Source organism: Wenzhouxiangella marina, assembly GCF_001187785.1.
Taxonomy (GTDB): Bacteria; Pseudomonadota; Gammaproteobacteria; order Xanthomonadales; family Wenzhouxiangellaceae; genus Wenzhouxiangella; species Wenzhouxiangella marina.
Genome location: NZ_CP012154.1, coordinates 124,163 through 137,444, shown reverse-complemented (window position 1 = coordinate 137,444; position 13,282 = coordinate 124,163). Strand labels below are relative to the sequence as shown.

At 64.4% G+C, this 13,282-nt stretch carries 13 protein-coding genes and 1 riboswitch; of the genes, 10 read left to right on the top strand and 3 right to left on the bottom strand.

Translation table 11 applies throughout. The features are described from left to right. Positions 1-56: 56 nt before the first annotated feature. Positions 57-638 carry a hypothetical protein gene (locus WM2015_RS00530; protein WP_049724211.1) on the bottom strand — a complete coding sequence of 194 codons (582 nt, stop codon included), beginning with the start codon at positions 636-638 and terminating at the stop codon, positions 57-59. 289 nt (positions 639-927) lie between these two features. Here WM2015_RS00530 and WM2015_RS00525 point away from each other — a divergent pair, with 289 nt between their 5' ends. The 4 genes from WM2015_RS00525 to WM2015_RS00510 are packed head-to-tail and all read left to right on the top strand — an operon-like array spanning position 928 to position 3,982. After that, positions 928-1,569 (top strand): methylthioribulose 1-phosphate dehydratase, encoded by a 642-nt coding sequence (locus WM2015_RS00525; protein WP_049724210.1) that lies wholly within the window; start codon positions 928-930, stop codon positions 1,567-1,569. A 3-nt stretch (positions 1,570-1,572) separates the two neighbouring features. After that, a complete protein-coding gene (locus WM2015_RS00520) occupies positions 1,573-2,118 on the top strand; it encodes a 1,2-dihydroxy-3-keto-5-methylthiopentene dioxygenase (RefSeq protein ID WP_049724209.1) in 546 nt (181 codons plus the stop codon). Continuing rightward, positions 2,115-2,810, top strand: coding sequence for an acireductone synthase (mtnC, locus tag WM2015_RS00515; RefSeq protein ID WP_049724208.1), 696 nt, complete (start codon positions 2,115-2,117; stop codon positions 2,808-2,810). Before WM2015_RS00520 ends, mtnC begins: the two co-directional genes overlap by 4 nt. Beyond that, entirely contained in the window at positions 2,807-3,982 is a 1,176-nt protein-coding gene (locus WM2015_RS00510) for a pyridoxal phosphate-dependent aminotransferase (RefSeq protein WP_245609786.1), read from the top strand. The genes mtnC and WM2015_RS00510 overlap by 4 nt, the downstream gene beginning before the upstream one ends. Before the next feature lie 56 nt (positions 3,983-4,038). Here WM2015_RS00510 and WM2015_RS00505 read toward each other — a convergent pair whose 3' ends face one another. Together WM2015_RS00505 and WM2015_RS00500 are read right to left on the bottom strand one after the other, a co-directional pair. After that, a complete protein-coding gene (locus WM2015_RS00505; protein ID WP_049724207.1) occupies positions 4,039-5,136 on the bottom strand; it encodes a ribonucleotide-diphosphate reductase subunit beta in 1,098 nt (365 codons plus the stop codon). After that, the gene (locus tag WM2015_RS00500) at positions 5,127-7,001 is read right to left on the bottom strand and encodes a ribonucleoside-diphosphate reductase subunit alpha (protein WP_049724206.1); all 1,875 of its coding nucleotides are present in this window, start codon (positions 6,999-7,001) and stop codon (positions 5,127-5,129) included. Before WM2015_RS00500 ends, WM2015_RS00505 begins: the two co-directional genes overlap by 10 nt. Positions 7,002-7,136: 135 nt before the next feature. After that, a riboswitch (cobalamin riboswitch) is annotated at positions 7,137-7,357 on the bottom strand. Positions 7,358-7,531: 174 nt separating this feature from the next. Between WM2015_RS00500 and WM2015_RS00495 the strand changes: the two genes are divergently transcribed. The 6 genes from WM2015_RS00495 (at position 7,532) to WM2015_RS00470 (ending at position 12,633) form a co-directional block, all read left to right on the top strand. Continuing rightward, the gene (locus WM2015_RS00495) at positions 7,532-8,266 is read left to right on the top strand and encodes a hypothetical protein (RefSeq protein WP_049724205.1); all 735 of its coding nucleotides are present in this window, start codon (positions 7,532-7,534) and stop codon (positions 8,264-8,266) included. A gap of 7 nt (positions 8,267-8,273) precedes the next feature. Beyond that, positions 8,274-8,774 (top strand): RNA polymerase sigma factor, encoded by a 501-nt coding sequence (locus tag WM2015_RS00490; RefSeq protein ID WP_049724204.1) that lies wholly within the window; start codon positions 8,274-8,276, stop codon positions 8,772-8,774. Next, positions 8,767-9,099 (top strand): hypothetical protein, encoded by a 333-nt coding sequence (locus WM2015_RS00485; protein WP_049724203.1) that lies wholly within the window; start codon positions 8,767-8,769, stop codon positions 9,097-9,099. The genes WM2015_RS00490 and WM2015_RS00485 overlap by 8 nt, the downstream gene beginning before the upstream one ends. A 104-nt stretch (positions 9,100-9,203) precedes the next feature. Further along, on the top strand, positions 9,204-10,652 hold the full coding sequence (locus WM2015_RS00480) for an efflux RND transporter periplasmic adaptor subunit (protein WP_049724202.1): 1,449 nt from the start codon (positions 9,204-9,206) through the stop codon (positions 10,650-10,652). Further along, the gene (locus WM2015_RS00475) at positions 10,649-11,362 is read left to right on the top strand and encodes an ABC transporter ATP-binding protein (RefSeq protein WP_049724201.1); all 714 of its coding nucleotides are present in this window, start codon (positions 10,649-10,651) and stop codon (positions 11,360-11,362) included. Before WM2015_RS00480 ends, WM2015_RS00475 begins: the two co-directional genes overlap by 4 nt. Continuing rightward, positions 11,359-12,633: an ABC transporter permease gene (locus WM2015_RS00470; RefSeq protein ID WP_049724200.1), complete on the top strand. Its 1,275-nt coding sequence runs from the start codon at positions 11,359-11,361 to the stop codon at positions 12,631-12,633. The genes WM2015_RS00475 and WM2015_RS00470 overlap by 4 nt, the downstream gene beginning before the upstream one ends. Positions 12,634-13,282 lie beyond the last annotated feature (649 nt).

Below are 13,282 nucleotides of genomic sequence, written 5' to 3'. Positions count from 1 at the left end.
CCGAAGAATGCACCCCGCGCCGTGAAGGCGCCGACAGGCCCGAGGGGCGGCCAGATTCAGCGCGGCAGGCTCGGACGAACCGTCAAGCCAGCGTCACTGAGAATCTCGCCGTTGCCATCGAAGTGGCTGATCTCGCCGTGCAGATAGCCATCGCGCTGTTCGAAGCGAGCGGAAATCGCCCGGACCGGGGTATCACCCGACATTTCGACTTCCAGACTCAGCACCCCATCGAGCTCTTCGACGTGGCCCTCGAAGGCGTAGGCCTGCTGCAGGCTGGCATCAGCGACCCGGCTGACCCCACCCGCGAAAGGGCCCAGGGCGATCCGACCGGCGCTCGCGTCGAGGCCCAGAATCCGGGCCAGCTCCGGTGAGGCGGCCCGCAAGGCCTCCCGCCAGGAGGCTTCGAACACCAGATCCGCCCGCTCGCCGATCGTCAGATCGTCGGGTGGGGGCCCATCCCTCATACTGCAGACACAGCCCGCGGCATCGCAGGCGATCCGGCAGTAGGCAGGGCCTGAATCGACGGCCTCGCAAACCCGTTGGTCATTGCTGCACTGCCAACCGGAGGCCAGCGCAGCGGGCGCCGTGACCATCAGCCACAGCGCAACGAGAAAAGCGCCCAGGACGAATCCCTTCATGAGCAAGCTCCTTTGTCACCCCACGGCACAACTTAGCCTGCATGGGTGATTGAAATCAACTACAAGTCCAACCGTGATTAGAACGGAGGTTCAGGCCAGCGATCGACACGACGTCACCATGACGCAGTGCAGGTGAGAATTTCATCGATGGTCGAGCGGCGCCTTCGCTGTTGGAGAGACAGGCTGGGGTCGATGCCGGCAACGGCTGCTCACCCGAGAGCATTTGCTCGCTATCATTGGACCGTGGTTTCCGCCGCAATGGAACCCCCTGAATCGATTGGACGACAGAATGAGCAGACCCAGGGATCTACCCGAAGAACCGGACCCGGTGTCGCTGCGAAGAATCGAAGCGCTGGTAGCCGTTGCGCGTGATTTCGGACAACGTGGGTGGACGCCAGCGACCAGCGGGAACTACTCGGTCCGACTCGAAAACGGCCAGATCGCGGTCACCCGCTCCGGTGCAGACAAGCGCTGGCTGGAGCCGGCGGATCTTCTGCTGCTCGACGCGGACGGCCAGCCCGAGCCCGGCGTTCGCGCTTCGGCCGAGACGCCCTTGCATCTGCAGATCTACCGTCATCGTCCGCGTGTCAAGGCCGTGCTGCATGTCCATTCCCCGGCGGTCACGGTCGCTTCCCGCCTGGCGGTGGGCGAGGGTCGGATCCGCTTGCACAACTACGAACTGCTCAAGGCCCTGAGCGGCGTCGATACGCACGACATCGAGATCAGCCTTCCGATCGTGGCCAATGACCAGGACATGTCGCGGCTGGCGGCAAGCGTCGAGCCGCTGCTCGCCGCCGACAATCCCTGCCCGGCCTATCTGATCGAAGGACACGGCATCTACGCCTGGGGGGACGACGTGGCCGATGCCGCTCGGCACCTCGATGCCCTGGAATTCCTGCTCAACTGCCATCTGCTGGAACGGAGCGCATAGCCAATGAGTGAACTGAAGGTCTTTTCCGACAACGATCCCACGGAGGCCCTGTTCGTAAGCCAGGACCACGCGACCATTGCCGAACGCCTGGAGCAGGCCGGCATCCGCTTCGAGCGCTGGGAAGCGAACCGCCCCATCGCCCCCGATGATGGCCCGGAGGCGATCATGGCCGCCTACGCCGAACCCATCGATCGCCTCAAGCGCGAAGGCGGTTACGTGACCGTCGATGTCGTCAGCATGTGGCCGGATCACCCCCAGCGCGAGGCGGCGCGTCAGAAGTTCCTCGAGGAGCACACCCACGCCGAGGACGAGGTCCGGTTCTTCGTCAACGGAAAGGGCCTGTTCAGTCTGCATATCGGCGACGAAGTGCTCGAGGTGCTGTGCGAGAAAGGCGACCTGATCAGCGTTCCGGCCAACACCACGCACTGGTTCGATATGGGGCCCGAACCGGAATTCACCGCGATCCGTCTGTTCACGACACCGGAAGGCTGGGTCGCGGAGTTCACCGGCAGCGACATTGCCCAGCGCTTCAACCGCCTGGAACCATGAACGAGTCTTCCGAGCGGATCATTCTGACCGATATCGAAGGGACGATTGCCGATATCGCTTTTGTTCGCAAGGTGCTTTTCCCATTCGCGCGGCGCGCGCTGCCGGCGTTCATCCGAGCGCATGCGTCCGAGCCGGCGGTGCGGGCCGAACTGGAGGCAACGGCCGAAGTGGCCGGACTCCGGGCCGATGACCTCGAGGCACTGACCGAGACCCTCTGCGCCTGGATCGACGAGGACCGCAAGGCCCCGTCCTTGAAAGCCCTGCAGGGCATGATCTGGAAGGCCGGCTACGCCAGGGGTGACTTTGTCGCGCACCTCTACCCCGATGCACATCGCTGGCTGGGTGCACGCTACGACGAAGGCCTTGCCCTGTACGTCTATTCGTCCGGCTCGATCGCCGCTCAGGATCTGTATTTTCGCTACAACGAGTTCGGTGACCTGCGCGACTGGTTCCAGGGTTTCTTCGACACCACCGTCGGCCCGAAGAAGGATCCGGACTCCTACCGCGCGATCGCGGCGGAGCTGGGCGTCGATCCGGCCCGGATCGTGTTCTTTTCCGACAGCGTCGAGGAACTCGACGCCGCCCATGAGGCGGGTCTGATCACCGCCGAAATCCGTCGGGAAGGCGCTTCTCCCTCGGGTCGTCACCCGGCCTTCGAAAACTTCGACTCGATCGAACTGGAGCAGCTGTGAATCCAGCACTGGCGTTGAGCGGGCAATCGCGGCTGCCCGGAGTCAAGACCACCATCTTTTCGGTGATGTCGCAACTGGCCGCCGAACACGGCGCCCTGAATCTGTCCCAGGGCTTTCCGGATTTCGAGTGCCCCGAGCACCTGCGCGAGCTGGTCAGCGAGGCCATGCGCGCCGGCCACAACCAGTACGCGCCGATGCCCGGCGTTCCGCTCCTGCGACAGCGGATCACCGAGAAAGTCCTCGCCCTCTATGGCGCCCCGGTCGACATGGACCGAGAGGTCACGGTGACCTGCGGCGCCTCCGAGGCCTTGTTCGTGGCCATTCAGACCGTCGTGCGACCCGGCGATGAAGTGATTCTGTTCGACCCGGCCTATGACTGCTACGAGCCGGCCGTGGACCTGGCCGGCGGCCGGGCCATCCACCTGCCGCTCAGGGCGCCGGACTACCGCATCGACTGGCAGCAGCTCGGCGATGCGATCGGGCCGAAAACACGCCTCATCGTGATCAACACACCGCACAATCCGACCGGGTCCGCACTCAGCGCCGATGATCTCGACCGCCTGGCCGAGCTGGTCGCCGATACGCCGGTCTTTCTGATCGGCGACGAGGTCTACGAGCACATCGTCTTCGACGGCGCCGACCACCAGAGCCTCCTGCGGCGCGAGGAGCTGCGCCAGCGCAGTTTCGTGATTTCCTCCTTCGGCAAGACCTACCACACCACCGGCTGGAAGATCGGCTACTGCATCGCCCCGGCCCCGATGACCGCCGAATTCCGCAAGATTCACCAGTACGTGACCTTCAGCATCGCGACCCCGATGCAGCACGCCATCGCCCATTTCATGGCCGATCCCGACTTCCACCTGGGTCTGTCGGCCTTCTACCAGCAAAAGCGGGACCACTTCCGATCCGCTTTGGAGGGCAGCCGATTTGCCCTGCTGCCCTGCCAAGGCACCTACTTCCAGTTGCTCGACTACAGCGCGATCAGCGACCGACCGGATCTCGACATGGCTCGCTGGCTGGTCGAACAAGCCGGTGTTGCCGCGATTCCGGTTTCGGTGTTCTACGCCGATGGCGGCGGCGGGGGCACGAAAGAAGATCGCATCCTGCGTTTCTGCTTTGCCAAGAGCAACGACACACTCGACCGGGCCTGCGAACGCCTGCGTCAGCTCTGAGCCCGGCGATTACCGTTCCGGATCATCGGGCGCCCGGTCGATGACCGACCAGGCGATCAGACCATCGATCGCGCCAGCGGCTTCTGACTGGCCTCGAACTTTGCCCAGACACCGTCGGCACCGTCCCAGCGCCCGCGCGTGGCGGCCTTGGAGTACTCGGTGGCGCGCTGCTCGAAGAAGTTGGCGAACTCGACGCCGTTCAGGATCTCCTGCAGCCAGGGCAGGGGATGCTCCATCAGAGGACGGTAGCTGCCCTCGGCCTGCTCGAAGCAGCCGAACACGGTCGGCAGCTTGAGCTGGGCCAGGCGCCAGTCGGCGATGTAGCGCACGTAGCGCTTGATGTCCTCGGCGCTCATGCCCTCGATGTCGCCGAGACCGAAGGCGAGGTCAACGAAGTTCTCCTCGAGACGAACCATGGTCTTCGCGACGTCGATGATGTCATCGCGCACCGCCGGGGTCATCGCACCGGTTTCGCGGTTCCACTCGTGGAACAGGCGGATCACGCCCTCGCAGTGCAGGGACTCGTCGCGGACCGACCAGCTGACGATCTGCCCCATGCCCTTCATCTTGTTGAAGCGCGGGAAATTGAGCAGCATGGCGAAGCTGGCGAACAGGCTCATGCCCTCGGTGAAGGCGCCGAACATGGCCAGGGTCCGGGACACATCGGCCACCGTGTCGACGCCGAAGGTCTGCATGTAATCCGCTTTCGCCTTCATTTCCTTGTAGTCGCGGAAGGCCTCGAATTCGGCCTTGGGCATCCCTAAGGTTTTCAGCAGCAAGGCGTAGGCGTCGATGTGGACCGTTTCCATATTGGTGAACGCCGCCATCATCATCTGCACTTCCAGGGGCTGGAAGATCGGGATGTAGCGCTTCAGGTAGTTGTCCGAGACTTCCACGTCCGACTGGGTGAAGAAGCGGAAGATCTGGGTCAGCAGGGCGCGCTCGGGACCGGTCAGGCGATCCCCGCCCCAGTCCTTGATGTCATCGCCGAGCGGAACCTCTTCGCCCATCCAATGGGTCTGCTGCTGGCGCTTCCAGAACTCGTAGGCCCAGCCGTAGCGCTCGACGTCGTAGGTTCCGGTGGAATCAAGCAGGCCGACCCGGCCCTGACCGATCAATTCACGAGGATTGGCGTTCGGATCGATCACTGACATGCCAGACACTCCTCGTAATCGGTGCTGGAGGCCTGATCACCCGCATGCTCGGCCGCATCCAGCTTGCCGGCGAACCCGGCCCGCGAGATCGACTTCGAGCGGCAGTAGTACAGACTCTTGATGCCCCGCTTCCAGGCGGTGTAATGGAGCATGTGCAGATCCCACTTGTCGATATCGCCGGGCAGGAACAGGTTCAGGGACTGGCTCTGGCAGATCAGCGGGGCGCGATCGGCGGCCAGCTCGATCACCCAGCGCTGATCGATTTCGAAGGCCGTGCGGTAAGTGGCTTTCTCGTCCTCATCCAGACAATCGAGGTGCTGGACCGAGCCCTCGTGCTCGAGGATCGAGGCCCAGGTCGCCGCATCGTCGCAGCCGCGCTCGGCGAGCAGGGCCTGCAGATGGCGGTTGCGGACCGTAAAGGAGCCCGACAGGGTCTTGTGCGTGTAGATGTTCGCCGGAATCGGTTCGATGCAAGCGCTGACCCCGCCGCAAATGATGGAGATCGACGCCGTCGGTGCGATCGCCAGCTTGTGACTGAAACGCTCACGGGCACCACCACGAATCGCATCCGGACAGGGCCCGCGCTCCTCGGCCAGGCTCTTCGAAGCCTGATCCATCTGGCCGCGGATGTGCTTGAAGATCTTCAGGTTCCAGGACTTCGACAGGGCCGATTCCATCGGGATGCCCTGGGACTGGAGGAAGGAGTGGAAACCCATCACGCCCAGCCCGATCGAGCGCTCGTTCAGGGCGGAGTAGGTGGCCCGGGCCATGCCCTCGGGCGCGGCCTCGATGAAGTAGGTCAGGACATTGTCGAGGAAGCGGGCCACGTCCTCGATGAAGTCGGGCTGGTCGTGCCACTCGTTCCAGGTCTCGATATTGAGCGAGGACAGGCAGCAGACCGCGGTGCGCTCATTGCCCTCGTGGTCGATGCCCGTCGGCAGGGTGATCTCGCAGCAAAGGTTCGAGGTCGAGACCTTCAGACCGATCTTCTTCTGGTGCTCGGCCATCTCGCGATTGACCGTGTCGATGAACAGCAGGTAGGGCTCGCCGGTCTGGAGGCGCGTCTCGAGGATCTTCTGCCAGAGCGAACGGGCGTCGACGCGCTTGAGCACATCACCGGTCTTGGGCGAGCGCAGGCCGAAGTCCGTGCCCTCGGTGACCGCCTGCATGAACTCGTCGGTGATGTTGATGCCGTGGTGCAGGTTCAGGGCCTTGCGATTGAAGTCGCCGGAGGGCTTGCGGATTTCGAGAAACTCTTCGATTTCCGGGTGGTGCACGTCGAGGTAGACCGCCGCCGAGCCACGGCGCAGGGAGCCCTGGGAGATGGCCAGAGTCAGCCCGTCCATGACGTGGACGAAGGGCATGATGCCCGAGGTCTGGCCGCTGCCCTTGACCGGCTCGCCGATCGAGCGCACCTGGCCCCAGTAGGTGCCGATGCCGCCGCCATTGGAAGCCAGCCAGACGTTCTCGTTCCAGGTGTCGACGATGCCGGTCAGAGAATCCGGCACGGAATTGAGGAAGCAGGAAATCGGCAGGCCCCGGGTCGTGCCGCCATTGGACAGGATCGGCGTGGCCGGCATGAACCACAGCTGCGACATGGCGTCGTAGAGGCGCTGGGCGTGGTCGCGGTCATCGGCAAAGGCGCAGGCCACGCGCGCGAACATGTCCTGCGGGCCCTCGCCCTGGAGCAGGTAGCGATCCTTGAGGGTCTGCAGACCGAAGGCGGTCAGCAGGGCATCGCGGCTGCAATCGAGGTCGAGCTCGGCCGGGCTGGGGCGCGGGCCGAGCGGGGCGGGCACGGCCACCTTGCGCTCGACGGTTTCGGGCAAGGCTTCATTGGATAGGGCGCGCGCGGTCTGGTCCATCTGACGATCTCCTCATTCGGGTCAACGGCCAGCAGGCTGGCCTCGAGCAGGAGAGTCGGAGACGGTCCATCCCGGCGCAGGGGAATGCACCGCGAAGACTTGTCGCCGGGAACTCCCGCCCGGGAAAGTTCTTGTTCTCGGAATTTGCCCACGGCAGGTGTCCTGGCTTGCGGCTGATCGCGCGACCCGGCGGCCTTCCCGAGCGATCCGATCGCCCCGTGGCCCTGCTGCTTGCCGTCTCGCTCGCCGCTGACAGTTGCGGGTACAGCTCCGGAATTGAAGCAACCGCTTCGCACCGGATTCCCTGCCCCAACCACCAGATGTTGTGTCTGGCGGCCGTCGTGGGTCGCATATATTGGGGGAAACGCCCTCGACAGGTCAAGAAGGAAACCATGGTTTCGGCACCCGGAATGGCCTTTCGAATGTGCTGAACGCCTGACGCGAGAGGGATTCAGCACGCCGGGCACGGTTGAATGAAAAAAGTGATCGCTGCTTTGTAGTATTCCTTGAACCCCCACTGGAATTCTCGGATGAACCTCATCAAGCGAAGCCTGATGGCCGCCCTGCTGTGCCTGGCCCTGGTCGGCTGCCAGTCCGATCCCGCCGATGAAGCCCAGCTGCAGGTGCACGATGTCAGTGGCCTCGAGCAGCGGAACCTGGAGGCGAAGTTGAATGCACTGCTGGAGCGCGAGGACCTCGCCCTGACCGGGCGGGTTAGCCTGCTGGAGAACGATCAGCTGGCGGTCAACGGGCCGGCGCGGCTCCAGCAGGAGATCGCCGACATCCTGGCGGCACTCCGATCCGCCTCGCCAGCGAGCGAGACCCTGGACGGTGCCACCTATCGGGTCCGCTACTGGCTCCTGACGATGGAGCCTGGCGAGCAGACGAGCGCGCTCCCGACGCCGATTCAGGCCATCCTGCCCTCCCTGCAAGACGAGTTCCCCGGCTACGCGATCCGGATCGGCGACTACATCGAGAGCTATCACTATGGGCACGAGCCCCGCTCGACGACCATCAACTCCGGCGCCGGAAGCCGAGTCAGTATTCGGAGCATGCGGCCGACCGCGGACGGCCTGGAAGCCGAACTGGAAATGACGGCGAGGCCGGTCTACGAGGACCGGATGGCGCCCAGATACCGCATCCACCGCCTGCTGGCCGATGGTCAGCCGGTGGTGGTCGGTCGAAGCTATGACCAGGCAGACGATGGCCAGCCTGCCTATCAAGTCCTGCTGCTCCAGGCTGATCTGATGGAAGCGACGGACTGAATCGGGAGTGGCCCTGTCCGTCGAGGCCTTCGAGCGAAGCTACCGATCGCTCGAACGCGCCCTGTTCAACTATCTGTATCGCTGGGTCTGGGACGCGCAAGGCGCCCAGGACCTGATCCATGATGCCTTCGAGCGACTCTGGCGCAAGCGGGAATCACTGGACCCGGATGGCTTCGAGGCCCTGGTCTGGACCACGGTGATCAACCTTGCCCGGAATCGCTGGCGGCGGCAGCGCCTGCTCCAGTGGCTGCCCTACGATCAGGCTGCCAGCGAGGAGCCGACGCCCGATCGAGCGCTGGCGGAGCTGGAGCGGGAACGGATGATCCGGCGTGCGCTCGGGAAGCTGTCTCGCAAGCATCGCGAGGTCCTGCTGCTCGCTCTGTACTCCAGACTCGACCGAGAGGAGCAGGCCCGCGCGCTCGGCATCGCTCCTGGCACACTGGCGTCGCGCAAGCATGCCGCCACCCAACGGATGCACGCACTTCTCAAGGAGACTTTCGATGATTGAGCGCTACTTCACGGAACTCGATCCGCCGGAAGGTGGGCTGGAGCGACTGCGACGCCGTCTGGAAAAGGGCGAACACAGCTGGAGACAAGGGGGCAGGCGGCTGGTTCCAGTCGCCATCGTGGCCAGCGTTGCCGCGCTCATCACCCTTGCCGTCGCACTGAGACCCGCAACCGAAGAAGGTCGTCTGCACACCGAGTTGGAGCACGTTTTCCTGACGGCCCGAGTCGCGGACGTCAGCATCGACGATCGGCCCCTCATCGCGCATCGAAGCAGGGACGGGATGCTCGAGATCTACCTCGGCAAGGAAGAATCAGATAGCCGATGATCGATAGGTCCGCTCGGGCAGCGCGAGTGACATTTCGTGACATACGCCGTGACCGCCACTGACTAGAATGAGTGTTCTGATTCCGGCTGTCCAAGTGGGGCCTTATGAAACGCACTGTCATCAAGTTGGGGCTTGTCCTCGCGGTCGCCGTAGCGGTCTGGTGGTTCTGGCCCGGCGAGGAATCGTCGGAGGCACCGCAGATCGAAGTGACCGCGGTCGAGCGCGGTGACATCACCCGCATCGTCTCGGCGGTGGGCTCGGTACGGGCGCTGAACACGGTCGAGGTCGGCTCGCAGCTGTCGGGCCAGATCGACCAGTTGCTCGCCGACTTCAACACACCGGTCCAGGCCGGCGACCTGCTGGCGCGGATCGATCCCCAGACCTTCGAGCGGCGCGTGCAGGAAGCCGAGGCCAACCTGGCCGTGGCCCGCGCCAACGTCTCCATCCAGGACGCCGGCATCCGCAAGGCCGAGGTGGCCCTGGGCAATGCCGAGCGCGAGTATCGTCGCCAGCAGTCCCTGGTCGAGCGTGGTCTGATCTCGGCGTCGGATCTGGATCAGGCCGAAGCCACCTTCCTCTCCGCTCAGGCGGACCTTGACATCGCCCGGGCCCAGAAGACCAATGCCGAGGCCACCGTCCTGCAGCGCGAAGCGGCTCTCGACTCGGCGCGCATCGACCTGGAGCGCACGGAGATCCGCTCGCCAATCGACGGCGTGGTCATCGAGCGCGCCGTAGACCTGGGCCAGACCGTGGCCGCCAGCCTGCAGGCGCCACTGCTGTTTTCCATCGCCCAGGACCTGTCCGAGATCCAGATCGAAGCCAGCGTCGACGAAGCCGACATCGGCAGCGTGCGCGAAGGCGCCGAGGCCAGCTTCACCGTCGACGCCTTCCCGGATCGGGAGTTCGCCGGCCAGGTGACCCAGGTGCGTCTGGCCCCGCTGGAAGAGCAGAACGTCGTGACCTACACGGTGGTCATCAACGCCAGCAATCCGGGTCAGCGCCTGCTGCCGGGGATGACGGCCAGCATCGACATCGTCACCGGCGTGCGCGAGAACGTGCTCCGGGTGGCCAACGCCGCCGTTCGATTCCGCGCACCGGAGGAACTGATCGCCGCCGACGCCGGTCCCGGCGAAGGCGCTGCGCGACCCGATCCCGGCGCCCAGCTGGCCGAAAGCCTGCGCGAGATGGGCGTGGACGAGGCGCGACTGGAAACCATCCAGAACGAGATGCGCGAGGCCTTCGGACAGCTGCGCGGCCTGTTCATGTCCGGCGCGGACCGCGAGACCATCCGCGCGCGCATCGGCGAGGCCACGCGCGAAGTCATGCTGCGCCATCTGAACGACGAGGAAATGGCCGCCTTCGAGGCCCTGCAGCGCGAGCGCGAAAGCACGCGCCCGGCCACCCTGTACTCGCTGCGCGAGGATGGCCTGCTGCAGCCGCGCCGGGTTCGCCTGGGGATCGCCGATGACCGCTACACGGAACTGGCCGCTGGCGATCTGAGCGAGGGCGACGAGGTCGTCACCCGCCTGCCTCGGACGCGCGACGAGTCATGAACGAGAGTACCGTCGGCGAGGTGCTGGTCCGCGCCCGGGGCCTGGGCAAGGACTACCAGATGGGCGACACCACGGTGCATGCGCTCAAGTCCGTCGACTGCGATATCCGCCGCGGAGAGTTCGTCGCCATCATGGGCCCCTCGGGCTCGGGCAAGTCGACCTTCATGAACCTGGTCGGCGCCCTCGACAAGCCGAGCCGCGGCGAACTGTCGATCGCGGGACGCAGCATCGCCGAGCTGAACTCCGACCAGCTGGCCGCCCTGCGCAATCGCATCCTGGGCTTCGTCTTCCAGCAGTTCATGCTGCTGCCCAAGACCAGTGCCGTGGACAATGCACGTCTGCCGCTGATGTACACGCGCATGGCGCCTGAAGAAAAGGATCGGCGGGCCCGCGAGGCCCTGCAGCGCGTCGGCCTGGGCGAGCGCATGGACCACACGCCGGCCCAGCTCTCGGGCGGACAGCAGCAGCGCGTGGCCATCGCCCGCGCCCTGGTCAACCGACCGCAGATGATCCTGGCCGACGAGCCCACAGGCGCCCTGGACACGGCCACGGCGGAGGACATCATGCGCCTGCTCGGCGAGCTGAACGAAGAAGGGGTGACCGTCGTCCTGGTCACGCACGAAGAGGACATCGCCGCCCACGCCCGGCGCATCATTCGCTTCCGGGATGGCGAGATCATCGAGGATTCGGCGGCGGGAGCGACAGCATGAACACGACTCGCGAGACCCTGGACCTGGAGACCGGCGGCGTCAATCTGAACGCCAGCCTGCGCATCGCCGTGCGCGCCATCCGCACGAACGCGGTGCGCAGCCTGCTGACCATGCTCGGCATCGTCATCGGCATCGGCGCGGCGATCGTGTCGGTGTCGATTTCGCAAGGGGCGGGTGAACAGCTCAAGCAGCAGATCGCCGCCTTCGGAACGCATACGCTGCAGGTTCGACCGGGCGCGAGCTTCTTCGGTGGTCGCTCGCGCGGCGCCGGCAGCGCCCGACCGCTGACGGACCGGGACGTCCAGGCCATCCGGGAGAACAGCGACTGGGTCGAGGCCGCCTCCGGCCTGATCCAGTCCAATGTCACCCTGGTCGCCGACGGCCGCAACTGGTCAAGCACGGCGCAAGGCATCGATGCCGACTACCCCGTGATCCAGGACTGGTCGATGACCAGCGGGCGCATGTTCGAGTCCGGCGAAGTCCGCAGCGCGGCCAAGGTGGCCGTCATCGGCCAGACCGTGGCCAATGAACTGTTCGGCGGCGCGGACCCGATCGGCTCGCGCATCCGCGTCGGGCGCACGCCGGTGACGGTGATCGGCGTGCTGGAGGAAAAGGGCGCCTCGAGCTGGGGTCAGGATCAGGATGACGTGGTCTGGGTCCCGATCACGACGATGCGGCGCGGGATTTCACGAGGCTCGACGACGGTGCCGGACGATGCCGGACGCCTGTACATCAAGATCTGGGACGACCTGGACGTGCTCGAGGCCCAGCAGGTGCTCGAAGAGCAGCTGCGCATCCGTCGCGACCTGCAGCCCGGCGCCGAAGACGATTTCGCGGTCATCAACTTCGCCGAGTTCATCCGCGCCCGCAACGAAACCGAGGCCCTGCTGGGCTTCCTGCTGGCCGCCTTCTCCGCCACCTCACTGATCGTCGGCGGCATCGGCATCATGAACATCATGCTGGTCTCGGTGACCGAGCGCACGCGCGAGATCGGCCTGCGCCTGGCCATCGGTGCGCGGCAGCGCGACGTGCTGACCCAGTTCCTGGTCGAGGCGACGGTGCTGGGCCTGCTCGGTGGCGTGCTCGGCATGCTGCTCGGCGTCGGGGGCGCGCATCTGGCCTCGCACCTGGGTGAATTCCCGATCCTGATCGGCCCGAGCACACTCGTCGGCGCGGTTCTGATCGCCTGTGTGATCGCCATCTTCTTCGGCTACTACCCGGCCCGCCGCGCCTCCCGCCTGGAACCGATCGAAGCCCTGCGCTTTGAATAAGGCGTCAAGAGATTGCTTGATTACGAATGAGATCAAGCCATGATCAGCGAGGCTTGAACCACAGATTACGCAGATGCGCGCAGATTCATTTCAATGCCTTGGGTTCATTCGATCCTATCTGCGCCATCTGAGTAATCTGCGGTTGCGCCTTTCTAACCCCCGACTTCGAATAAAGCGTCAATAGGTTGTTTAATTGCGCATGAGACGAAGCCATGCTCGAAGAGGATTGAACCACAGATTACGCAGATGCGCGCAGATTCATTTCAATGCCTTGGGTTCATTCGATCCTATCTGCGCCATCTGAGTAATCTGCGGTTGCGCCTTTCTAACCCCCGACTTCGATTAAAGCGTCAATAGCTTGTTTAATTGCGCATGAGACGAAGCCATGCTCGAAGAGGATTGAACCACAGATTACGCAGATGCGCGCAGATTCATTTCAATGCCTTGGGTTCATTCGATCCTATCTGCGCCATCTGAGTAATCTGCGGTTGCGCCTTTCTAACCCCCGACTTCGAAAAAAGCGTCAATAGCTTGTTTAAATGCGCATGAGACGAGGTCATGCTCAATGAAGCCTGAAACACAGATTTCGCAGATGCTCGCAGATTAACTTCAATGCCGTGCGTGCATTCAATCCAATCTGCGCCATCTG